Genomic DNA, 22,501 nt, shown 5'->3' with positions numbered 1-22,501 from the left:
GCCGGCCCGGGACTCAGCGCGGGCGCGCGGGCGGCGACGACTGCCGGGGTGGCTGGCGACCCGCCGGCGGTACGGTGACCGGACCGCGCCCACCCGCGGACGGTGGCTCCTCGGCGTACCCGCGGATCGGCGGCCCGGCCGGCACCAGGTGCTCGTGCGCGGCCGAGGAGTCCGCGGCCCACGGCACGTCGCGCAACCGGCGCAGCGCCTCCGTCTGGGCCGCCCAGTCGTGCTCCTGGCCGAACAGTGTGGCCGCCTGCATCAGCCGGCGCCGGCCGTTCACCACGTCGCCGTGGCACAGCAGCATGTCCCCCATGGCGCGCCAGACCCGCGCCGTCAACGGCCCGAGCGCCCGGCCGGCGACCTGCGGGTCGATCGTCTCCAGCTCCTGCTCGGCGGCGTGCCCTACCCGCTGGGCCTCGACCCGGTGGCCGGCCGCCAGCAGTGCCCGGGTCAGCATGCAGTGCGCGCGAACCTCGCCGATCTTGTTGCCGGTACGACGGAAGATCAGCACGGCCTCGGCGGCGTGCCGTACCGCGTGGTCGGCGAGCGAGAACTCGCTGGGCGTGCCGCCGGCCGGGGCGGCGGACGGCCCGTACGGCCAGCCGTGCTCGTGCAGGTGCCAGTCGAGGTTGAGCCGGGCCATCCGGTACCGCACGGTCGCCTCGCGCTGCGCGTCGTCGTCGCTGAGTTCCAGCGCCCGGGCCAGGTACTCGCTGGCCTGTCCCCACTCGTGGCGGCGCCGGGTCGCCTCCGCCGAACCGAGGACGGCCCGGAACCGGCTGGAGTCGCTGCCACCCGCGTCCAGCTCGTCCGGGTCCGGGCTGTCCACCTGCCGGGTCTCCGCGAGCAGCAGCCGGACCAGCCGCCGCTCGGTCTCCTCACCGCTGGCGGCCGCGGCCGTGTACGCGACGCGGAACGCTCTGTCGGCCTTCTCGTACGCACCCATCTGCAGGTACGCCTCGCCAATCTTGCGCCGCGCGAGCACCTCCATCCGGGCACCCTCCTGAGCCTTGTGCCGGTCGTCGCCCCGACGCAGCTGCCGGGCCCGGTCGACGACCTCGTCCAGCACTTCCCGCCCCTCCTGGTAGCACTCGACCCCGTTGAGGAACGTGCCCTTGGCCAGCAGCACCTGGATCAGGCCGAGGTCGTTGTGGTCGCTGCGGGCCGCCTTGATGGCCAGGTCGTACGCGCGGAGGCTCGCGTCGGGCCGCAGCTCGTCGGGTACGCAGCCGTCCAGCTGCGCGGCGATCCGCCAGCACAGCGCCGATTCGTCCACATGGGACAGTTCGATGCAGCGGAGCAGGTTGCGGTACTCGGCGCGGATCCAGGGATGCGGGTCCGCGGCGAGCCGGCGCGGGACGTTGCTGTGCGGCTTCAGGTACTTGGGCGTCGGTGGCGGCAGCCAGAACGTCGGATCGACCCGCGCGAGTACCCCCATCACCACCTCGCGGTACGCCTCGTCGAGCCGGCGCCGGGCCTCGGCGCGCTCGTCGGAGCTGACCTCGTCGTCCAGCTTCGCCTCTGCGAACAGCCGGACCAGCGGGTGGAACGAGTAGCGGGCCAGGCCGGTCGCCTCGTCGCGCCGGACGTTGTCCAGCATCTGCGCCGCGCCCAACTGGGCGACCAGGTTTTCCGCCTCTGAGGACGCAACGCCCAGCAGGGGTGCCAGCACCCACGGCACGAACGTCGGCGAGTCGATGAGGGTCAGCAGCTGCAGGGCGCGCTTCTCCTGGTCCAGCAGGCGGTCGTACTCGCTGGCGATGCGCTCCACCACGCTGATGTCCGGGCGTTCCAGCCAGCTCAGCCGGGACGCGGGCGGCGTGAGCAGGCCGGCGACGTGGCACAGCTCGGCACCGCCCGGGTTGACCCGCTCGGCCGCCGCCCGGATCGCCAGCGGCAGCGCACCACACGCCTGGACGATCTGCGCGGCACACTCCGGCCGGGTGCCGTCGTCGGTGTCGCTGGCCGAGCGCAGGATCGCGATGGCCTCGTCCGGATCGGGGACGTCCAGCGGGTACGAGGGCACACCGAGGTCGGTACCGAAGTCTCGTCGGCTGGTCACGATGACCGCGGAGCGCGGGTCGGCCGGGAGCACCTCCAGCACCTGGTCCGGCTGGCGGGCCGCGTCGAGCACGAAGAGCACCCGGCGCTTGGTGGTCAGCGAACGGAAGATCTTCGCGCACTCCACCGTCTGGGACGGGATCTCCCCCTCCGGCCAGCCGAGCGCCTTCAGCAGGATGCCGAGGATCTCCCGTGGGGTACGGGCGTCGCGCAGGGTACCGAGGTTCGCGTACACCTGCCCGTGCGGGTACTCGCTGGCCAGCCGCCGGCCCAGCTCCAGGGCGAGCGCGCTCTTGCCGACCCCGGGCTTGCCGTGGATGAGCAGGAGCACCGGTCCGGTGGTGCCGCGCCCGGCATCCTGCTCGGCCGGGGCGGGCGAGCGCGCGGGCCGCTGCCGCGCCGCCCGGGCCGCGTCATGCCGCTCGGTCAGCTCGGCCAGCTCCCGCACCCGGCCGCAGAACAGCCCGTCGCTGGGCGGCAGTGTCGGCGCGATGCGCCGGGGCCACCACCGCCACCAGGCAAACCGGGGGCGGGCCGGGCCACCGTCCACACTCCGGCCGTCCACACTCCGGCCATCGACACTCCTGCCTTCTACGCGCTTGCGACGGCGTCGTCGCGGCCGCGGAGCGTCCAGGAGCTTCTGCTCCTCGGAACGGAGCTGCTCGTCCCCGCCCTTGGGCGGTTCGGTGAGCACCACCGCCATCGCGGTGAGGACGCCGATCGCGATGATGGTGACGATCTTCAGGCGGGTCTCGATCTGGTCGTAGACCGCACCCAGTATGGCGCCGAGGCCACCGGCGATCCCCGCGATGACCAGGCGGTACGGGTGCAGGGTGCGGCGCAGGCCCCGGACGGACAGCCGGATCCGGACGATGTACCTGCGGCCGATCCTCCGCCGCATCAATCGGCCCGCACGCGCATGCCGACCACCAGCGGCCGGGCGACCCGCAGCAGCGGGTTGTCCTCGACCGCCTCCCGCCGCCGCCGCGCGTCGGCGACGCTGAGCCTGGCCCGCGCCCGCCCACGGCTACGGGTGTCGCCCAGGTCGTGGAAGTCCTGCGCGGCCCGGGCGAACGCCTCGGCCGCCGGCTTGAGCCGGCCCGCCGACAGATGCGCCTCGCCGAGCCAGGTGCGGCACTCGGCTTCGATCCACCGGTCGCCACAGCCGCCGAAGGTCTGCACCGCCTCTTCGAGGATCGGGGTGGCCGCCGGTTCGTTGCCTTCGTCGAGGTACGCGCGGCCGATCGTCATGCGGCAGTGGGCGATGCCGTACCGGTGGTTCATGTCCCGGAACGCCTGGCTGGCCCGAAGCGCGTGCTCCCGCGCGCGCCCGTACCGCCGTTGCTCCAGGGCGACCAGCGCGCGCTGGTGGCGGATCCAGGGCAGCCACAGGCGCTGGTGCGGACCGGGCCCGGCGAACAGCGTCTCGGCCCGGTCGAGTACCCGGTCGGCTTCGTCCCAGTCGCCGGTGGCCGCGAGCACGGTGCCCTGCGCCCACAGCACGGCGGGCAGCCGGTGCCGCGCCGGATCGTCCGACGACGAGCACGTGGTCACCGCGTCGAGGATGGTCTCCCGGGCCCGGTCGTGCAGCCCCCGCTGAGCCTGGACCAGAGCCAGGTCGCGCTTGGTCCGGACGACCTCCCAGCGGTCGGTGAGCTGGTCCGCCGCCACTACCGCCTCGTCCAGCAGGCGCTGCGCCTCGTCCAGCCGCCCGGTCCGCGCGTTCACCAGGGCCAGGCAGCGCAACGCCCGGGGCCGGCACGGTTTGGTCTCCGTCTCCCGCGCCGCCGTGGCGTACCGGCGCGAGTCCTCCAGCCAGCCCAGCTCGCCGTTGACCTCGGCGAGGGCGGCCAGTGCCAGGCCCTCCTCCGCCTTCGCACGCTCCCACTCGTCGCGGCTGCTGACGGCCGCGAGGCTGTCCACCACGTCGCTGGCCTTCATGGCGCTGCCGGCCTTCACCGCCTCGCCGGCCGTCTCCACCCGCTCCCGGCACAGCTTGAGGACCGCGCGGGCGGTGTTCAGCGCCGTGGACAGGTCACCGTCGTGCAGCTGCTGGTACACCTGGTAGCGCAGCAACCGCTCCGGGCTGCGCTCGCCGTGCAACCGGCGGGCGTGGGACAGTTCGTCGACGGCGCCCTGGCGGGCCTCGACGGGCACCTCGGCGAACAGCCGCGTCTTGAGGTACGACTCGATGTGTCCGGCGATCCGGAAGGTGGCCACTCCGGTGGCGTCGTCCAGGCGCCGCTCCACCAGCCGGGCGTACACCAGCCGGTCGAGAATCCGCTCGGCTGTCGCGTCGACGCCCGGGTCGGAGTCGCCGTCGGGGTCGGCGCCCGGCGACACCGCGCCGTTGGGGGCCGCCGGCAGACCGCCGTCGCGCACCGCCCGCTCGGCGCCGCGCAACAGCGCGCCGAGCATCCACGGCGCGAACGTCGGCTCCTCGATCAGCCCGAGCATCAGCAACCCTCGCCGTTCCTGCTCGGTCAGCAGCGCGTAGCTGAGGTCCAGCGCGGCCGAGTACGCGGGGAGCGTCTGACCGACCGCCGGCACCAGGCGGGCCTCCGACATCCGTTGCACCGCGACCTTCAACGTCCAGTTGCGCCGCGACGCCAGCGCGGCGCCGGCCACCTGCAACGCGAACGGGTGCCCCGCCGTCGCCTCGGCGATGCGCAGCGCGTCGGCCGCCTCGGCCTCCACCCGGCCGTTGCCGACCAGTGCGTCGAGGACCCGCAGCGCGGACTCGTCGCTGAGCCGGTCGATCGGCACCGGCAGCCACGACGGGTCAAGCGCCAGCGTGTGCCAGGACGTGAGGATCGCGCCGCAGCCCCGGCCGCGCGGCAGCAGCGGGCGTACCTGCTCCGGATCGCGCGCCGATTCGAGGATCACCAGTACCCGCCGGCTGGCCGTCAGCTCCCGGTACCGGCGGACGAGCTCCGGCCCGGTCGCCGGCATCGCGTCGCCCTGCTCCTGCAGCGCGGTCACGAAGGTGCGCAGTACGTCGTCGACTCCCTGCTGCCCCGGAGCCGCCCGGTCCAGCCGGGCCAACAGCTGCCCGTCGCGGTACCGGTCGGCGAGCACCTGGGCGATCCCGATCGCGAGCGCCGACTTGCCCACCCCCGTCGGCCCGGTCAGCACCACGACCGACGGGCCGTCGCCGGCCGGTCGCATCAGGTGTTCGCAGATCGTGCGCACCTGCTCGTCACGGCCGATGAGCACACCGGGTGGCGGAGGCACCTCGGTCGGGATCACGTATTCCCTACGGCGCCGGCCGCGCCCGGCCGCGAGCTTCCGGCTCGGTCGCCGCCAGCTGGGATCGGTCAGCAGTCCGGTGCTGAGGAACTTCACCAGCAGGTACCCGAGCACCCAGCCGGCGATCGCGACGAGCGCGACCACCAGGCGGATGTGCGCGGGCATCACCAGGACAGCCGGACCGGCGCTGACGAGAAAGACGACTATCGCTCCGGTTCTGCGCGAGATCCGTACCTGTCGCATGGACAGTTCCCCAATTCATGCGCTGCGTTGCGATTCATGGTGGCGGCGTCGTCCAACCGACGCTAGGGCACTCCTCCGAACGGTGGAATCGTGCCTGATCGCACGGTCGCCAGCGGCGCCGAGGGACGAGGCGTCGCGGTCAAGCGACCGCACTGTGAGAGCTCGGTCGCCAGCGGCGCCGAGGGACGAGGCGTCGCGGTCAAGCGACCCTTCCTGAGACATCACGGCTTGTGCTCCGGACGCTGGTCGCCGATGCCTTCCAGCAGGTCGCGGGCCTGCCGCCGCTTCGCCTTCTCGTGGTCCATCCGGGACAGGCTCTCTGACGCGGCCTCCTCGCTCATCAGGCTGAGGAACTTCGCGCACAACGCCGGGTCTAGTTCGTCGATCAGCTGGAGCCGGATGGTCGCCGCGCCGCGTTCCATCCGATCGAGAAGTGCCGCGCCGATCGACGGGCCCATCGCGATCAGCAGGCGGGCGGCCGGCTCGCTGCGCATCTCCGCGAGTATCGCGACCGACCGGCGCTGGCTCACCCTGACCAGCAGCGTGGCGGCTGCCTCGGGCGGCATCAGCGTCACGTGCGCCGCGGCCCGGGCCGGCTCCGCGACCGCCAGCGTCTCGGCGGCGGACTCGGGCTCCCAGGTCTGCAGCCAGCGGGACGCCTCGACGGGCGGCAGCACGGCGAGCAACTCCGTCATCAGCAACGGTCGCTCCTGCGCGATGTGGTTGAACATCGGCACGTCCCGCATCACCCGCAGCAGGTTCGCCACGATCGGCAGCGGGACGGCGTCCTGTACCGCCGACAGCCAGGCGAGCGCCTGATCCTCCGGCTCGGCGGGCGATCCTCCCGCGGGCTCACCCGCCCCGGTCGCGTCCCTTGTGGACGGTGACCGCGCCGCCGGCCGGCCGGATATCGGCGTCGCGGTTGCCGTGGTGGGTACGGTCGCGAGCACTTCGGTACACGCCTCGTCGATGATGTCCTGGAGCCGGCGCAGCGCGAAGTCGAGGCTGCGGACCAGTTGGGTGCTGGCGGCCGGGTCGTCGAGGTCGGTCTGGGCACGGGACGCGACCAGCTCGTTCTTCAACCGCCGCAGCCGCTCGGCGCACCGCTCGCGTACCTCGAGCATCCGGCGCGCGCTGGCCGCCCGCGGATCCTCCTCCGGGGCCGGTCGCCGGCCGCCGCCCGCGCCGCCCGCGGCCCCCTCCTCCACAAGTGACTCCGCCGTGAGTGACTCCGCCGCGAGTGGCGCCGAACGCGGCTCGGCCGAGCGCGGCGTCGTGAGCGATTCCGCCGAACGCGGCGCCGGATGCGGCTCCGCCGGGGTCGACCCGGCCGAGCCCACCTCCGCCGCGCCCGCGTCGGCCGAGCGCGACCCGGCCCCCCGCGACCCGGCCCCCCGCGACTCCGCCGCTGGCGACTCCGCCCCCCGCGAATCGGCCACTAGCGACTCCGACGTGTCCGGGACTCTCGGGGCCGGCGGTCGCAGGCGGCGCTCGCCGGCCGCCCTGGCCCACGCCTCGTCCCAGCGCCGTCGCTGATCCTCGGGAACCCCGTACGCGTGCAGCAGCGCACGCAACTCGTCCCGGCTGGGCCGGATCGGACCGCGCAGGATCCGGACGACCCTGTTGCGACTCAACGTGACCAGCCCCGGTGCCGCCGCCGTGAACCGCTTGACCTCGCCCGCTCCCGGCCGGCCCACCAGATCGTGGAGGCGAATCAGCATCGCCCGCAACGCGGCGAAACTGTGCACGTGCTCCAGCGGAATGTCGTCCGTCGTCACCGGACCGTCTGGCATCTGCCGCCCCTTACCGTGATCCGTCCCCAGCGCTTTCCCGGCATCGATCCCATCAAAGCACCGTCCACCTCATTGACCGGCACACGATCGTGCGCGTCGTGGTCGGGGCCGGCGGACGGATCGCACGCGATGACGGACCGGATTACGCGCGATCGGAATGCACAATGACGCCGGCCGATTGCCGTACACCCTAATCGACGGCGGCGACCACAGAAAGCGCCACCGGTACCCCACCCGAATGACCGTTTGGTTCGCCCTCACGGAACGAGTCGCCGCGCCGGTACCGGATCGACCGGCCGGCGCCACCGATTCAGTCGTTCGCGGCCGGGTGGATGCCGAGTACCTCCTCGATGGCGACCGCGCCCGCCGCGGTCAGCTCGACCTCCCGCGGTGCCCGGCGCCGGGCGATCCAACCGGCGTCGAACAGCGCTCCGCTCAGGGCCGCGCCGAGCGCGCCGGCCAGGTGGTGGCGCTGTTCGGTCCAGTCCAGGCAGAACCGCAGCACGGGTCGCGTGCCGCCGGACGTACCCGCGAGCAGAGCCGGCAGGTCGACGCCGAGATCCCGCAGCACCTCGGCGGCGGCCGGGCCCAGCCGGTACGGATGCTCCCGTACCGGGGCGGACAGCCGGTCACCCGGACGGCGGGCGGTGTCGGGTACCCCGTCGGTGGCGACGAGCGCACCGCGATCGATCAGCGCCTGGGTCACCTCGACGCCCAGCGCGCCGGCCAGATGGTCGTAGCAGGTACGGGCTTCCCGGAGCCGCTGCGCCCGGGTGCCCTGGCGCAGGGAGGTCACCGGCTGGGCGGGCGCGATGGCGGCCAGCGCTTCAAGGGTCGCGGCGACCTTGGGGCCGGCGATCGAGTAGTACCGGTGCCGTCCGGACTGCTCGACCGCGATCAGGCTCTCGGCGCGCAGCTTGTTCAGGTGCGCGCTCATCGCGGCGGCGGACACGCCGGCCTCGGCGGCCAGCACGCTGGCCGGGAGCCGGCGCCCGTCACTGAGCGCTATCAGCACGCGGGCCCGGGAGCGGTCGGCGAACAGGGCGGCGACGCGCGCGATGTCGGCGTCCCCGCGCGGTGCGCCGGTTGACCTGGCGGTACTCATCGGTCCAGTCTGCCGCGACGACGCTTCCACCGCCATGGAAGTGTTTCCGGGCAAGACTCGGACCATGAACGCGACCGACATCGAGAACACCACGCGTCACACCGGCACCGGGCCGGGTTCCGGCGATCGGCGCTCGCTGGTCCTGACGGTGATGTGTGTCGGGATGTTCCTGGTCCTGCTCGACGTGACGATCGTCAACGTGGCGCTGCCCACGATCGGGCGGAGCGTGGGCACCGGCGCGTCGGGGCTGCAGTGGGTCGTCGACGCGTACACCGTGACCATCGCAAGCCTGCTGCTGGCCGGCGGCAGCCTGGGCGACCTGCTCGGGCACCGCCGGATCGTGCTGGCCGGCCTGGCCATCTTCGGGGTGGCCTCGGCCGGGTGCGGCATAGCCGTCGACCCGGCCATGCTGATCGCTGCGCGAGCGGTGCAGGGTGCCGGCGCGGCCCTGCTGCTGCCCGGCAGCATCGCGGTGATCGCCGACGCGTACCCGCGGGCGGCGGAGCGGGCCCGGGCGCTGGGCATCTGGGCCGCGGTATCGGCGCTGTCCCTGCCCGCCGGCCCGTTGCTGGGTGGGCTGCTGGTCACCACGCTCGGCTGGCGCGCGGCGTTCCTGGTGAACCTGCCCGTGGTCGCGGCCGCGCTGGTCGCCGTTCCGCGCCTGGTCGGTCCGGGCGTCCGGGCGCCGGGCCGGTCGCTGGACCTGGCCGGCCTGGTCGCCGCGGCGCTCACCCTGGGTGGGCTGGTGTTCGCGGTCATCACGGCCGGGCGTACCGGGCTGTCCGGCACGGTCGTCGTGGCCGGCGCGGTCACGGTGGCGGCCGGCTTCGGGTTCGTCGCGGCGCAGCGGCGGGCGCGTGACCCGCTGCTGCCGACCGGTCTCCTGCGGGTACCGGCGTTCGCCGGCGCCAACGCCGTCGCGCTGGCGATGAACCTGGTCGGGAACGGCACGATCTACCTGACCACCCTGTACCTGCAGGACGTCCAGGGCCGCGACGCGCTGCGGGCCGGGCTGCTCCTGGTGCCCGGGTTCGCGCCGCTGGCCGCGCTGTCCCCGGTGACCGGCCGGATCACGGCGCGCCTGGGCCCCCGCCCACCGATGGTCGCCGGCCTGGCGCTCGGCGCGGCCGGAGAGGCCGGCCTGGTGCTGCTCCGCCCGTCCAGCCCGTACCCGTGGCTGCTCGCGATGTTGCTCGGGCTCGGCGTCGGCCTGGGTCTGCTCACCGCGTCGGTCGTCACCGCGGCCATCGCGGCCGTCCCGTCCGACCGTTCCGGGCTGGCCAGCGGCGTCAACAACACGGCCCGCCAGGCGGGAACCGCGCTGGGCGTCGCGGTCTTCGGCGCGCTCGCCGGCAGCGGCGGCGACCCGGCACACTTCGTCGCGGGCACCCACCGCGCCGGCCTCCTGGGAGCCGCGCTCTGGCTGGCCGCGATCGTGGTGACCCTGACCACGATCGGGCGCCCGCGCGACCGGGTTGGCGCGTAGGCGCTGTCCTGCCGATCGGCGGGAGCGCGCCTAACCGTCGGCGAGGAGCGCGGGCAGCGGCCGGGAATGGAGCACGTCCAGCCGGGAGACGGCACGAGTGAGCACCACGTACAGCCGGTTGAGCCCGCGCGGTTCGGCACGCACGATGTCGTCTGGTTCGACCGCGATCACGTGGTCGAACTCCAACCCCTTGGCGAGCGCCGCGGGCAGCACGGTCACCCGCCGGTCGGGACTGTCCTCCTCGGCCGCGTTGACCGCGATGCCGGCGGCGCGCAGGGCCGCGGACAGGGTCGCCAGCAACGCGTCCGTCGCGATCACGCCGATCGAGCCCTCGTGTTCGAGCGCGGCGCCAACCGCGGCGACGGTGGCGGACGGCAGGTCGGGTGCGTGCCGCACCCGCAGCGCGCCGTCGGTGCGCAGGGACCGGGTCGGCGGTGCCGCCACGTGCAGCCCGGGCAGCAGCCGGTTGGCGAAGGCCAGCACCACCGCGGGTACCCGGAAGCCCACGGTGAGCGCCTCGACCGGGGAGTCGGCCTTGCCCAGGTGCGCCAGCTGCTCGTGCCAGTCGCTCGCGGCCCACGGGCTGGTGCCCTGTGCCAGGTCGCCGAGCACGGTCAGCGAGCCGTGCGCGCTGCGCCGAGCGAGCGCGCGGCACTGCAGGGCGGACAGGTCCTGCGCCTCGTCGATGACGATGTGGCGGTAGCTGGCCGGGTGTTCGATGGCCCCGGCAATCTCGTCGAGGAGCACCTGGTCGGCCGCGGACCACTTCGCGCTCTTGTACGAGCGCGGCTTGTGTTGCCACCGGATCGCCTTCTGCTCCTCGGCGGTCAGCAGGCCGTCCGCCGCCCGGGCGAGCGCGTCCGGATCGCTGAGCAACGCGGTGAGCAGTTCGTCGGGGCGTACCTTCGGCCAGGCCCGGTCGAGCGCCGCCACCACGGGACGGGCGCGGCCGATCGTGTCCAGCCACCGCCTGGTCGGGGTTTCACCGTGGGCCTCCAACTGCCGCTGGAACATGGCCACCATGCGGGCGCGTAGCCGCTCGCGGCCGACGCCGTAGGGCACGTCCTCGACGCGGATCCTGACGACCTGGCGGGCCAGCGCGGTGACGGTCACCCGCAGCCGGTACGAGCCGACCGGTACCACGACCGGCTCGACGGGCTCGGTGATCTGGGCGTACAGCGCCCGGCGCAGCACGGCCGCCATCCGCGCGTCGTGCTTCACGCGGGCGGCCTCGTCGGTGTCCACCGCCCGCGGCGGGGTCTCGCCGAGCACCTCGTCGAGGGTGAGCTGCCGCACGTCCACCTCGCCGAGCGCCGGAAGCACCGCAGAGATGTAGTGCAGGAACGCCGGGTTGGGGCCGACCACCAGGACACCGTTGTGCGTGAGTTGCCGGCGGTGGACGTAGAGCAGGTACGCCGCGCGGTGCAGGCCGACGGCTGTCTTGCCGGTACCCGGCCCGCCCTGTACGCACAGCGAGCGGTCGAGGTCGGCGCGTACCAGCTCGTCCTGGTCCGGCTGGATCGTGGCCACGATGTCGCGCATCGGCCCGACCCGAGGGCGTTCGATCTCGGCGGTCAGCAGCTGGCTGGCCGTACCGAGCTCCTCGCCCCGGTCCAGGTGCTCGTCCTCGAAGCCGGTCAGCCGCACCGGATGGTGCGCCGTCCAGCCGAACCGGCGCCGGGCGGCCACGCCCTGCCGGTCGCGGGCACTGGCCCGGTAGAAGCGCGACGACACTGGCGCCCGCCAGTCGATGACCAGCGGCTGGCCGGTATCGTCCGTGATCCGCCGCCGGCCGAGGTAGTAGCTCTGGTTGCGGTGCTCGTCGGCGTCCGGCCCGTCGCCGAACCGCAGCCGCCCGAAGTACAGCGGGCTGTCCGGCTCCTCGGCCAGCTCCTTGGCGTAGCTCTTGAGCATCCGGCCGAGCCGCTCGGCGGTGTACCGGTCGCCGGCCACCTGATCGCCGGTGGCGACCCGCATCTGGGCGTGCTCCAGCATCCAGGCCAACGCGCGCCGGACGCGGGTCAGGAACTCCAGCTCGTCCGCGAAGTCGCGGTCGAGCCGGTCACGTTGGGGGGCTCGCACCTGGACAGGATATCGTAACTCGGTAACAATATTAACCGGGTTACAGCAATGGTACGCTCGATCCGTGGCAGACCGGGCGGGCTTGCGAGAACGCAAGCGGCAGCGCACCCACGACGCCGTGTCCTCCGCCGCGATCTCGCTGTTCCTGGAGCACGGTTTCGATCGCGTGTCGGTCGCGGACATCGCGGCGGCCGCCGAGATCTCCAAGCCCACCCTGTTCCGCTACTTCCCCACCAAGGAAGACCTGGTCCTGCACCGGATCGCGGACCACGAGGGGGAGGCGGCGCGGGTGGTACGGCAGCGTCCGACCCACCGGGCGCCGCTGACCGCGCTGCGCGACCACTTCCTGGACGGCCTCGCCCGCCGGGACCCGGTCACCGGCCTCAACGACCATCCCCAGGTCCTCGCCTTCCACAATCTGGTCTTCTCGACCGCCAGCCTGTCGGCGCGCATGAACGCGTACATCGCCCGGGACGAGGAGGCGCTGGCCGCTGCGCTCACCGAGACCGCGCTCACCAAGAGCGGGCACGCCGAGACCGGGCACGCCCCCGACGGCCTCACGGCCCGGCTGGCCGCCGCGCAGATCATCGCGGTGCAGCGCGTTTTGGCCCGCGAGAACTGGCGCCGCCTGTCCGCTGGCGAGACCGCCGACGCGCTGTACGAGTCGGCGAAGACCTCCGCCGGCAACGCATTCCGGCTGCTCGCCTCCGGTCTGGGCTAGCCCCTGTCCCGGCCGCGCCCGGCCTCACGGTCGGAGCAGCCCACCTCACCCCGACGTTCGGATTCCGGTTTCGGCGATGGACAGCCAGTCGTCGACCGCGGCCGGGCCGTGGTGGCGGATGCTCCAGTCGACCAGGCGCAGGCTCATGTGCGCCCAGTACGCGCGCAGCCGGCCAGCCGGTATCGCGTCGCGCAGCAGCCCGTCCAGCCACCCGGTCAGCTCCGGCGCCCGCCGGCTCAGATCGAACCGCAGGGTCACCAGGTCAAAGTGGCGGTCGCCGCGTCCCGCACCGTCCCAGTCGACCACCGCGGCGATGTGTCCATTGTGGACAAGCAGGTTGTCCGGGTGATAGTCCGCGACCAGTTCCACGCTGCCCGGGCTACCCGAGGTCAGAACCGAGCGCCGGCCTTCCGGCCACCGGACGTAGGCCGCGCCCACCTCCCCGCCGCCGCACGGGCCCTCGATCGCCAGCCGGACCCCGGTCAGCTCTGCCAGCCGAGCCACCGCGGCCACCGCATCGAGCCTGGGCACCCGTTGCCAGGTCCCGTCGAGCGGTTCGATTTCCATGCGACACACGCTATCCGGCCCTGCTAGCCTCGTCGCGTGACTTGCTCGCCGCGCCAGGCCATGATGCCCCGCCAACGGGGCTGACACGCGCGACGAGAACATTCGCGAGGCTCCGTCAGACGGGGCCTCGACGCGTTTTCCTCAGTCGGCGCTCCGGGGCCTCCTCGCCGACAGGAGAGCATCGATGACCCGTGTGTACCTGACCACCGCGATCCCGTACGTCAACGCCGCACCGCACCTGGGTTTCGCCCTCGAAGCCGTACAGGCCGACGTGCTGGCCCGGCACCATCGGCAGCGCGGCGACGAGGTGCGGTTGCTGACCGGTACCGACGACAACTCGCTGAAGAACGTGCTGGCGGCGCAGGCGGCCGGCGTACCCGTGCGGGAATTCGTGGACCGCAACGCCGAGGCGTTCGCCGCGCTCCGCGGACCCCTCGCACTGTCCTGTGACGACTTCATCCGCACCAGCCGCGACCCGCGCCACGAAACCGGCGTACGGCGGCTGTGGCACGCCTGCGCCGCCGCCGGGGACCTGTACCGGGCCCGGTACGAGGGGCTGTACTGCGTCGGCTGCGAGCACTACCTGACCGAGGACGAACTCGACGGCGGATGCTGCCCGGAGCACCGGGTCCCGCCCACCCGGATCGCCGAGGAGAACTGGTTCTTCCGGCTGTCCCGATACGCCGACCGGATTCATGAGGCCATCGCGTGCGGCCGGCTGCGGATCGAACCGGCGGGCCGGCGCAACGAGGTGCTGTCCTTCATCGAGGGCGGCCTGCGCGACTTCTCCGTCTCCCGTTCGCAGGCCCGAGCGCGGGGCTGGGGCATCAGCGTCCCGGGCGATGACGGGCAGGTCGTCTACGTCTGGTGGGACGCGCTCGGCAACTACCTGACCAGCCTCGACTACGGCGGCGACGAGCGCGCCTACCAGACCTGGTGGGCCGGAGCGGACCGGCGGGTACACGTGATCGGCAAGGGGGTGCTGCGCTTCCACGCGGTGTACTGGCCGGCGATGCTGCTGTCCGCCGGGCTGCCGCTGCCGACCGACATCCTGGTGCACGACTACCTCACCGTCGACGGCCGGAAAATCAGCAAGTCGTCAGGCACGCGGGTGGATCCGGTCGAGCTGGTTCACCGGTACGGGACGGACGCGGTGCGCTGGTGGCTGCTGCGGGAGGTGCCCCGGGTCGGCGACGCGGACTTCACGGTCGCCCGGATGGTCGGCCGCGCCAACGAGGATCTGGCCGGCGGGATCGGAAACCTGGTCAACCGGGTGGTGACGATGGTTCACCGGTACCGTGACGGCCGGCCGGACCCGGCGCGGGTGCTCGGCGACCTGCCGGAGACCTGCCGCGCCGTACCCGAGGTGGTGGCGGAAGCCTTGGCGGACCTGGATTTCCGGCGCGCGATCGCGGCGGTGTGGACGATCGTCGAGCAGGCGAACCGGTACATCGAGCGGGAACGCCCCTGGGAACTGGCGCGGGCCGAGCGTGCGGGCGACCCGTACGCGAGCGAGCGGCTGAACGACTGCCTGTCGGGTCTGGTCGAGGCGTGCCGCTTCCTCGGCGAGCGGCTCGCGCCGTTCCTGCCGGACGCGTCGGCCCGGGTACTGGCGCAGTGCACTCCGGTCGGCGGGCTGCTTCCGCCGGCGGAGCCGCTGTTTCCGCGCATCGACGCCTGAGGGGCTATCCGTCGACCCTCCGGTACGTGGTGGTGCGGCCCTTGCCGCCGTCCTGCCGCACGTACCCGTGCCCGCGCAGGCTGCGCAGCGCCTTGCGGATGTTCGGCCCAGTCAATGCCAGCGAGACCTCCAGGTCGGCGACGGTGCGGGGCTCGTCCCTCAACGCCTCGTAGACCCGGACCTCTGTGGAGCCGAGGTCGGTGGTTTTCTGGCGGGCCACCGCAGAGCGGAGAATGACCGTGAACCGGATGCTGGCGTCGATGTACTGGGCTGCCGGCAACCCCTGGTCTGCCAGCGCCGAGGTGATGGTGGGGATCCCGGTGGCCAGAGCCTCGATGACCCGCCCGCCGGTGTCGAGCGAGCGGACATGCTGGCAGATCGCGATGAGCTGAGCGTTACGCGCGGACGTGATGGCGTCGTGGCCGAGCCTGTCGACGGTGATGCCGTACAGACCGCCGGGATTGGTCACGACCAGCCGGTCGTGGCGTAGGCGGACCTCGACGGCGAACGCCTGAGACCAGTGGTCCAGGTCGCGGTGGATCAAGGCGTTGGCGATGACCTCCCGAAACGCGATGAGCGGGTAGCCGGGTTGGTCCGTCACGCTGCCGTCGGGATTCGTGATGATGGCGGTGTCGAAGCTGCGGCGTGCCCAGGCAAGGGCGGCGTCCAGCATCCGCGGGATCGGACCTGTGATGGTGGCCTGATTGCGGGCACGGACGGCGGGTGGATCGCCGGGCCGCGGCTCGGCGGACGCCTGGATGACGTAACGCGGGAAGAACTGCTGAGGATGTCGGCCGAGGGCAAGCAGGCCGGCGACCGTGGGCTGTCCTCCGGCGAGGATGACGCCAGCACGGCGAAGCAGCTCTGTGTCGTCGGAGAACCGGCCGAGCCCGGTGGGATCGCGTTCGCGGACGGTCGCCAGGTACGACGCGACCAGATCGGGGTCGAGATCATCGGCACTGGCACCGTCGACCGGCTTCCGATCGAACAAGGGAGGTTGCCTGGCCGAGAAGAACCCCTGAACTTCCAGATCCGAGAGCCGGAAATCCCCGTCGTACCCGCGGATGTAGGCGTCCCCTGTCGAAGTGACCCGGCAGGGCTTGTTGGACAGATCGCATTCGTGCACTCGGGCGACCACGACCGGCTCGCCGTCCACGATGCCGTCGGTGATCGTGAGTCGCACCGGAGGCGTGAAGCTGCGCGCTTTCGCGGCGAGCCCCTGTTTGAGGGTTTGGGGATCGGCCAGGCGGACCGGCCGGAATCCGGCGCGCTCGTCCAGCCCGAGAATGATGGTGCCGCCGCCAGGAAGGTTGGCCAGAGCGCTCAGCGACGCGGTGAGCGATGCCGGGAGCCCGCCGCCGGCGGACTTGACTTCGACATCGGTGGTGTCGCCGCCGGAGGCGCGGAGAGTACGGACGAGATCACTCAAGTCGTCGACCACCGGCCAAATGTAACCGGTGGCGAGTTACATTTCCAGCACCGAAGTCACATTGCCCAGCGCGCCACGCAACCGCTCCGATCGGCGGAATTCTCCGGGCATTTCGGCCGCTCGCAGGGCCGGTCGTGGCCGGGCGATCGGGCACCAACCGGCCAGGGTCACACTGGTCGCCCGGCCGGTACAGCGGAAATGTAACTCGGGATCGGTTACATTTCCGCCTAGCCGGTTACATTTCCGGTTACATTTCTCTCCCGGGCATGCGTCTCGTTTTCGGGTTGACCCTGACGTTGCGTCAGTGTTTAGCGTCGGCCGACATGACGATCACCGTGCTGGACAGCTACTCGGCAATGAAACAAGTCCTGCGGGCCCCGGCCGCGGACCGGGTCACCATGCTGCGTTCGATGCTCGAGCCCGTGAAGGGCATGTACCGATTCTTCCCGGGAGACGTCGATCTGGTGACCATGCACCGGTGGGCGTCCGGATTTCCCCTCGACCGCGACGAGGAGCGTTGCCTCGACGCACTCGAGACGCTGGCGGCGGCCGGGGCCTGGGACCGGATACAGGGGGCCCTTGACGCCGCACTTGCCGCGCAGCTGATGGCAACGCCCGGGCTGGAGGTCCCGGCCATCACCGTGCTGGTCGTGCTCGGCGACCCCGGCGACGCTCACTTCATGGGCCCCAGCCTCGGCCTCACCGGAAACGGCGGAATATCGGGCTACATCCTGATCACGCTCTGGCCTTTCCCCGAGAACCTGGAACGGCTGGAGGCCACCGCGGTGCACGAGCTCAACCACAACCTGCGCTACAGCCCGGGCGGAGTCGTGTGGAACCCGGCGACCGTCACGGTCGGCGAGCACGTGGTCTCCGAGGGGCTGGCCGACGCGTTCGCCCGCCAGCTCTACGGCGACGAACTGGGCCACACCCGCATCGGCGTGCCACACCTCCACGACGAGGCGGTCTTCGCCAAGGTGGTGTCCGGCCTCGACGTGACCGGCATGCAGAACTTCACGGCCTGGGTACACGGCGACGCCAACGCGGAGCGCTTCGGCGTCACTCCGGTGGGGTTGCCGACCGGGGCCGGGTACGCCGTCGGCAACAGGCTGGTCGACACCTATCTCGCCGCGACGGGGCAGACGGCGGCACAGGCCCTGCACGCCGCGAGCTCGGAGATAATCGCCACCGCGCTCCGCCGCGAGGGCGCGTCGGGCCGCTAGCTGATGCGCAGTTCGCTTTTCCCCTGGTGCGACGCGGCGACGGCGAACTCGTCGCTGCCGGTACCGGGGATCTCGGCCGGCAGGCCGAACAGCGGGAACAGCCGCTCGGCGTCGAGGTAGGTGGTGGTGTCCCGGATCAGGTCGCCGGACAGTTCGAGGACGACAAGCGCGAACGGCCGGTACCCACCGTCCGGTCCGGCCGCCCGGTACTGCCCGAACGCGGGCGAGCCGTTGGCCACGGTCGGCACCAGCCGGACGCCGTCGGAGGGCCGCCCCGCGCCGAGCAGCGCACGGCGGATCTCCTCGCGACCGCGCAGCCACCAGGCGAACGGTGGCATCGACATGGTGGCGTCCTCGCGCAGCAGCGACACGAGCGTCTCGACGTCGTACTCCGCGAAAGCCGCGCAGTACCGGTCGAGCAGCCGCCGCTGCCCGGCCGGCACCGCCGGGAGGCCGCCCGGTGTGACGCCGGCCGCCCGCAGGTTGACCCGGGCGCGCTGCAACGCACTGGTGACAGACACGACGCTGGTGTTCAACAGGCCCGAGACTTCGGCGGTGGTCCAGCACAGCACGTCACGCAGAATCAGCACGGCGCGCTGGCGGGGCGGCAGGAGCTGGAGCGCCGCGATGAACGCCAGGCGGACCGTCTCGCGCCCGGCGACCGGCTCGGCCGGGTCGCCGTTCGCGGGCAGCATGCGGCTGTCGGGGATCGGGTGGACCCAGGCGCTGGCGGGCAGAGGATCACCCGGCGGCGTGCCGGCCCGCGACGCGGGGCACAGATCCATGGCGCGGGCGCGCCGCCGGGCGCCGCGCACCATGTCGAGACAGACGTTGGTTGCGATGGCGTACAGCCACGACCGCAGCGGCGAGCGGCAGTCGTCGTACCGGTCGAAGTTCCGCCAGGCCCGCACCAGGGTCTCCTGTACCGCGTCCTCGGCCTCGAACGGGCAGCCGAGCATCCGGTAGCAGTACCCGGTGAGGTCGCCCCGGAACTCCTGCAGCCGCCCGTCCATCAGAACAACGTGTAGCCGCCGTCGATGACCACGACGGAGCCGGTCATGAAGCTGGACGCCCGGCTGGCCAGAAAGACCACCGCGGGACCCAACTCCTCGGGCAGGCCGTAGCGCTTCATCGCCGCCGGTTCCACGCACCACTCCCGGTACTCCGGCTGATCCACCGGTGACGCCTCGGTCAGGATGTATCCGGGAGCCACCGCGTTCACCCGTACCCCGTGCGGCGCCCACTCCGCCGCCAGCGCCTTGGTCAGCTGGTGCACGGCGGCCTTCGACGCCAGGTACGGCGGCTGCCACCGAGGCCGGTTGACGATCATGCCGGACATCGAGCCGACGTTGACGATGCTTCCGGAGCCCCGGGCCACCATCTGCGCACCGACCGCCTTGCAGCAATACCAGACGCCGTCCAGGTTCGTGGCCAGCACCTCGCGCCACACCTGCTCCGGTGTGTCCAGGGCGGCCCGGCCGATGCTGATGCCGGCGTTGTTGACCAGTACGTCGATCGGGCCCAGCCCGTCACTCACCCGCTCGACCATCCGGTCGACCTGGGCCGGATCCGTGACGTCGAGGCTCACCGGCAGCGCGTTGATGCCGGCCGCCCGCAACTCGTCGGCGGCCCGCTGGGCCGGCTCGGCGGTGCGGGCGGTCACCGCGACCGCGGCACCCGCCTCCCCCAGCGCCTGCGCCAGGGCCCGGCCGATGCCCCGGCTGGCGCCGGTGACCACGGCGACCTTGCCGGCCAGCGAGAACGCGTCCAGAACTGTCATTGGCTCAGCTCTCGATGATGCGGTCGATGATGAGCTGCGCGGCGCCGAGGATCCCCGCGTCGACGCCGGTGGACAGGCGCTCGATGAGCAGCGTCTGAGTGGCCAGCGGCAGGCACCGTTCGTACAGCGAGGCCCGCATGCTGGCCAGCAACGGCTCGCAGTCGGCCAGCAGGCCGCCGATGAACACCGCCTGCGGGTTGAAGAAGTTCACCACCACGGACAGGATCTCGCCGATGTACCGGCCGGCAGAGCGCACGATCGCGGTGGCGTGCGGGTCGCCGTGGTCGACCAGCCGCATGACATCGGCCGGGCTGGTCACCGGTATCCCGCGTTCGGCCAGCGCCTGGACGAGCGCGGCACCGCTCGCGACCGCCTCCAGGCAGCCGGTGTTGCCGCAGCTGCACAGTGGCGCCGGGTCGGCCGAGACGACCCGGCAGTGGCTGATGTCGCCGGCCGATCCCTGTGCGCCGCGATAGAGCTGGCCGCCCGAGATGACGCCGGCGCCGATGCCGGTGCCGGCCTTGACGTATACCGCGTGGTCAAGGTCGGCGCGGGCCGAGCGGTGCTCACCAAGGGCCATCAGGTTCGCGTCGTTGTCCACCGCTATCGGCACTTCGACGCGATCGGTACAGAAGCGGTACACGTCGAAGCCGTTCCACCCGGGCATCCGGGACGGCGACACGATCCGGCCGGCGCTGTGCTCGACCGGCCCCGGGACACCGACGCCGATGCCGCGCAACGCCGCTCCGGTCCCCGAACCGACCAACTCGGTGACCGCGGCGAGCAACTTGCCGAGCACCGGCTCGGGCCCGTCGTGCACCTCGACCGCCATCGACTTCGACGCGATCACGTGCCCGGACAGGTCGAGTGTGGCCACCCGGGCGTGGTGCGCGCCCAGGTCGATCGCGCCGATCACTCCCCCGTCGCCGGGGATCTCCAGGTGGCGTGGCCGCCGCCCGCCCCGCGACTTGCCCTCGCCGACCTCGCGCAACCACCCGTCGCCGATGAGCGTTTCGACCCGCTGGGAAACGGTCGACGGGGACAGACCGGACAGTCGGGCGAGATCCGCCCGGCTCTCCGCCGCACCGGTCGCGACCAGGCGCAGCAGATCGCGAGCACTGCCTCTGGCGGCGAATCCCGGTGCGTCGTCGACGGTCACGTCTGGTTCTTAGCACCGTGGGCTTTTTTCGGCAAGCTGTTGACTTGGTTCTGGCAGGTGCCTTAGATGGCGTGAGATAGTTCAGGAACACAAGAACTTCGTTCGATTGCTGGAGGAAGAGGGTTGCTATGTCCGCAAGCCCTCCGCTAGATCTGCCGCGTCAGACGGCACGGGCAGACCGGCCCGAGCCGCCTATGGTGGCGGTCCGGCAGCTCAACAAGTGGTTCGGCGACCACCACGTACTCAAGGATGTTGATCTTGAGGTGGCCGCCGGAGAGGTGGTCGTGGTCGTCGGGCCGTCCGGCTCCGGCAAGTCCACCCTGTGCCGGTGCTTGAACCGGCTGGAGGTGGCCGGTCAGGGCAGCATCGACATCGACGGCCGGCCACTGCCGGCGGAGGGTCGCGAACTGGCCCGGCTGCGGGCCGACGTCGGCATGGTCTTCCAGTCGTTCAATCTCTTCGGCCACCGCACGGTGCTGGAGAACGTCATGCTCGGCCCGACCAAGGTCCGCCGGATGTCCAAGTCGGAGGCGCGGGCCGAGGCGCTCGCGCTGCTCGACCGGGTCGGCATCCGCGACAAGGCGGACAACTACCCGGCCGAACTGTCCGGCGGCCAGCAGCAACGCGCGGCGATCGCGCGGGCGCTGGCCATGCACCCCAAGGTCATGCTGTTCGACGAGCCGACCTCGGCGCTGGACCCGGAAATGGTCAACGAGGTCCTCGACGTCATGGTCTCCCTCGCCGCCGAGGGCATGACCATGATCGTGGTGACGCACGAGATGGGCTTCGCCCGGCGTGCGGCCGATCGCGTGATCTTCATGGATGACGGCCGGATCGTCGAGACCGGTACCCCTGACGAATTCTTCTCCGCGCCACGCACCGAGCGCGCGCGGGACTTCCTATCCAAGATTCTTCCGCACTGACCCCTCGGAGAGAGCGACATGTCTATTTTCGGAAAGCGCCTCGGTCCACGCCGGACCGTGGCCATGGCGGCCGTGTCGGCCGCCGCCGCCCTGGCCCTCGCGGCCTGCGGCAGCAGTTCGTCGGGCGGCGGCAGCGCGGCCGGTTCGGCACCGGGCAACGGGCTCGGTGGCAGCGGCGTGCTTGCCCAGTCGGTGTACGACAACGCACCGGTGGCGTCCGCGGCCGACATCCCGGCCGGCAGCACGATGGCGATGATCAAGCAGAAGGGCGTGCTGACCATCGGCGCCGCGCTGGACGCGCCGCTGCTGTCCCAGCAGGACCCGACGAATGGCAAGATCGAGGGCTTCGACGCCGACATGGCGAAGCTGCTGGCGAAATACATCACCGGCAAGACCAACGTCAAGACGGTGACGATCGGCACCCAGACCCGTGAGGCGATGCTGTCGTCGAAGCAGGTCGACGCGGTGTTCAACACGTACACCATCACGCCGGAGCGGGCCCAGCAGGTCGCGTTCGCCGGCCCGTACATGTCCTCCGGCCTCGCGGTCGCGGTCAAGGCCGGCGACAACAGCATCCACAGCGTCAAGGACCTCGCCGGCAAGACGGTGATCGTCGGTGCGAACACTCCGGCCGTCACCGAGCTGCCGACGGCGGCGCCCGGCTCGAAGCAGGTCGCGTTCGGTACCGACCCGGAGGCGGTGCAGGCCCTGACCCAGGGGCGTGGCGTCGCGTACGTGCAGGACCTGACCCTGCTTGCCTCGGACGCGAAGGCGAACCCGGCCATCAAGGTGGTCGGACAGCCGTTCACCACGGAGCCGTACGGGATCGGACTCAACCACGACGACGCCCAGTTCAAGGCGTTCGTCAACGACTGGCTGAAGAAGATCGAGGCGGACGGTACCTGGGCGAAGGTCTGGCAGGCCACGCTCGGCTCGGTCGTGCAGGGCACCACGCCCACCCCGCCCGCGATCGGCTCCGCCCAGGGATCCTGAGGG

At 72.1% G+C, this 22,501-nt stretch carries 16 protein-coding genes; 6 read left to right on the top strand and 10 right to left on the bottom strand.

Features of this window, described 5'->3' with window-relative positions:
* Positions 1 to 13 precede the first annotated feature (13 nt).
* From Raf01_RS28040 to Raf01_RS28025, 4 genes are all read right to left on the bottom strand, one after another.
* Complete coding sequence (locus Raf01_RS28040) at positions 14 to 2,965, bottom strand: NB-ARC domain-containing protein (RefSeq protein WP_203921028.1); 2,952 nt, start codon at positions 2,963 to 2,965, stop codon at positions 14 to 16.
* On the bottom strand, positions 2,965 to 5,556 hold the full coding sequence (locus Raf01_RS28035; protein ID WP_203921027.1) for an NB-ARC domain-containing protein: 2,592 nt from the start codon (positions 5,554 to 5,556) through the stop codon (positions 2,965 to 2,967). The genes Raf01_RS28040 and Raf01_RS28035 overlap by 1 nt, the downstream gene beginning before the upstream one ends.
* Positions 5,557 to 5,777: 221 nt before the next feature.
* Positions 5,778 to 7,349 carry a magnesium transporter MgtE N-terminal domain-containing protein gene (locus Raf01_RS28030; protein ID WP_203921026.1) on the bottom strand — a complete coding sequence of 524 codons (1,572 nt, stop codon included), beginning with the start codon at positions 7,347 to 7,349 and terminating at the stop codon, positions 5,778 to 5,780.
* Positions 7,350 to 7,659: 310 nt separating this feature from the next.
* Positions 7,660 to 8,454, bottom strand: coding sequence for an ArsR/SmtB family transcription factor (locus Raf01_RS28025; protein ID WP_203921025.1), 795 nt, complete (start codon positions 8,452 to 8,454; stop codon positions 7,660 to 7,662).
* Between the two features lie 64 nt (positions 8,455 to 8,518).
* Between Raf01_RS28025 and Raf01_RS28020 the strand changes: the two genes are divergently transcribed.
* Positions 8,519 to 9,940, top strand: coding sequence for an MFS transporter (locus tag Raf01_RS28020; protein WP_203921024.1), 1,422 nt, complete (start codon positions 8,519 to 8,521; stop codon positions 9,938 to 9,940).
* Between the two features lie 30 nt (positions 9,941 to 9,970).
* On the opposite strand, the gene Raf01_RS28015 is transcribed toward Raf01_RS28020, so the two are convergent.
* Entirely contained in the window at positions 9,971 to 12,022 is a 2,052-nt protein-coding gene (locus tag Raf01_RS28015) for a HelD family protein (protein ID WP_239133973.1), read from the bottom strand.
* A gap of 64 nt (positions 12,023 to 12,086) precedes the next feature.
* Here Raf01_RS28015 and Raf01_RS28010 point away from each other — a divergent pair, with 64 nt between their 5' ends.
* Positions 12,087 to 12,743 carry a TetR/AcrR family transcriptional regulator gene (locus Raf01_RS28010; RefSeq protein WP_203921023.1) on the top strand — a complete coding sequence of 219 codons (657 nt, stop codon included), beginning with the start codon at positions 12,087 to 12,089 and terminating at the stop codon, positions 12,741 to 12,743.
* Between the two features lie 45 nt (positions 12,744 to 12,788).
* Here Raf01_RS28010 and Raf01_RS28005 read toward each other — a convergent pair whose 3' ends face one another.
* Complete coding sequence (locus tag Raf01_RS28005; RefSeq protein WP_203921022.1) at positions 12,789 to 13,310, bottom strand: phosphotransferase; 522 nt, start codon at positions 13,308 to 13,310, stop codon at positions 12,789 to 12,791.
* A 184-nt stretch (positions 13,311 to 13,494) separates the two neighbouring features.
* Here Raf01_RS28005 and metG point away from each other — a divergent pair, with 184 nt between their 5' ends.
* Positions 13,495 to 14,991: a methionine--tRNA ligase gene (gene metG, locus Raf01_RS28000; RefSeq protein ID WP_203921021.1), complete on the top strand. Its 1,497-nt coding sequence runs from the start codon at positions 13,495 to 13,497 to the stop codon at positions 14,989 to 14,991.
* Positions 14,992 to 14,995: 4 nt separating this feature from the next.
* On the opposite strand, the gene Raf01_RS27995 is transcribed toward metG, so the two are convergent.
* Positions 14,996 to 16,432, bottom strand: coding sequence for an ATP-binding protein (locus tag Raf01_RS27995; protein ID WP_203921020.1), 1,437 nt, complete (start codon positions 16,430 to 16,432; stop codon positions 14,996 to 14,998).
* A gap of 311 nt (positions 16,433 to 16,743) precedes the next feature.
* On the opposite strand from Raf01_RS27995, the gene Raf01_RS27990 reads away from it, so the two are divergent.
* Positions 16,744 to 17,643 carry a DUF2268 domain-containing putative Zn-dependent protease gene (locus Raf01_RS27990; RefSeq protein WP_203921019.1) on the top strand — a complete coding sequence of 300 codons (900 nt, stop codon included), beginning with the start codon at positions 16,744 to 16,746 and terminating at the stop codon, positions 17,641 to 17,643.
* Here Raf01_RS27990 and Raf01_RS27985 read toward each other — a convergent pair.
* From Raf01_RS27985 to Raf01_RS27975, 3 genes are read right to left on the bottom strand one after another with little or no spacing between them, the layout of a single operon-like run.
* Positions 17,640 to 18,656: a sigma-70 family RNA polymerase sigma factor gene (locus tag Raf01_RS27985; RefSeq protein ID WP_203921018.1), complete on the bottom strand. Its 1,017-nt coding sequence runs from the start codon at positions 18,654 to 18,656 to the stop codon at positions 17,640 to 17,642. The genes Raf01_RS27990 and Raf01_RS27985 overlap by 4 nt on opposite strands.
* Positions 18,656 to 19,423, bottom strand: coding sequence for an SDR family NAD(P)-dependent oxidoreductase (locus Raf01_RS27980; RefSeq protein WP_203921017.1), 768 nt, complete (start codon positions 19,421 to 19,423; stop codon positions 18,656 to 18,658). Before Raf01_RS27980 ends, Raf01_RS27985 begins: the two co-directional genes overlap by 1 nt.
* Positions 19,424 to 19,427: 4 nt before the next feature.
* Complete coding sequence (locus tag Raf01_RS27975) at positions 19,428 to 20,582, bottom strand: ROK family transcriptional regulator (protein WP_203921016.1); 1,155 nt, start codon at positions 20,580 to 20,582, stop codon at positions 19,428 to 19,430.
* A gap of 194 nt (positions 20,583 to 20,776) precedes the next feature.
* Here Raf01_RS27975 and Raf01_RS27970 point away from each other — a divergent pair, with 194 nt between their 5' ends.
* Positions 20,777 to 21,505, top strand: coding sequence for an amino acid ABC transporter ATP-binding protein (locus Raf01_RS27970; RefSeq protein ID WP_203921015.1), 729 nt, complete (start codon positions 20,777 to 20,779; stop codon positions 21,503 to 21,505).
* 18 nt (positions 21,506 to 21,523) lie between these two features.
* Positions 21,524 to 22,498: a glutamate ABC transporter substrate-binding protein gene (locus Raf01_RS27965; RefSeq protein ID WP_203921014.1), complete on the top strand. Its 975-nt coding sequence runs from the start codon at positions 21,524 to 21,526 to the stop codon at positions 22,496 to 22,498.
* Positions 22,499 to 22,501: the final 3 nt, after the last annotated feature.

The organism is Rugosimonospora africana (assembly GCF_016862975.1).
Taxonomy (GTDB): Bacteria; Actinomycetota; Actinomycetes; order Mycobacteriales; family Micromonosporaceae; genus Rugosimonospora; species Rugosimonospora africana.
The sequence above is the reverse complement of the archived record's forward strand: the minus strand, read 5'-3'. Positions and strand labels throughout refer to the sequence as shown.

Bases quoted from the DNA above. Each gene is read 5' to 3' on its own strand.
- metG (WP_203921021.1), top strand. From the start codon at position 13,495: ATGACCCGTGTGTACCTGACCACCGCGATCCCGTACGTCAACGCCGCA.
- Raf01_RS27990 (WP_203921019.1), top strand. From the start codon at position 16,744: ATGACGATCACCGTGCTGGACAGCTACTCGGCAATGAAACAAGTCCTG.
- Raf01_RS28040 (WP_203921028.1), bottom strand. From the start codon at position 2,965: ATGCGGCGGAGGATCGGCCGCAGGTACATCGTCCGGATCCGGCTGTCC.
- Raf01_RS27965 (WP_203921014.1), top strand. From the start codon at position 21,524: ATGTCTATTTTCGGAAAGCGCCTCGGTCCACGCCGGACCGTGGCCATG.
- Raf01_RS27980 (WP_203921017.1), bottom strand. From the start codon at position 19,423: ATGACAGTTCTGGACGCGTTCTCGCTGGCCGGCAAGGTCGCCGTGGTC.
- Raf01_RS28035 (WP_203921027.1), bottom strand. From the start codon at position 5,556: ATGCGACAGGTACGGATCTCGCGCAGAACCGGAGCGATAGTCGTCTTT.
- Raf01_RS27970 (WP_203921015.1), top strand. From the start codon at position 20,777: ATGGTGGCGGTCCGGCAGCTCAACAAGTGGTTCGGCGACCACCACGTA.
- Raf01_RS28030 (WP_203921026.1), bottom strand. From the start codon at position 7,349: ATGCCAGACGGTCCGGTGACGACGGACGACATTCCGCTGGAGCACGTG.
- Raf01_RS28020 (WP_203921024.1), top strand. From the start codon at position 8,519: ATGAACGCGACCGACATCGAGAACACCACGCGTCACACCGGCACCGGG.
- Raf01_RS27985 (WP_203921018.1), bottom strand. From the start codon at position 18,656: ATGGACGGGCGGCTGCAGGAGTTCCGGGGCGACCTCACCGGGTACTGC.
- Raf01_RS28005 (WP_203921022.1), bottom strand. From the start codon at position 13,310: ATGGAAATCGAACCGCTCGACGGGACCTGGCAACGGGTGCCCAGGCTC.
- Raf01_RS28025 (WP_203921025.1), bottom strand. From the start codon at position 8,454: ATGAGTACCGCCAGGTCAACCGGCGCACCGCGCGGGGACGCCGACATC.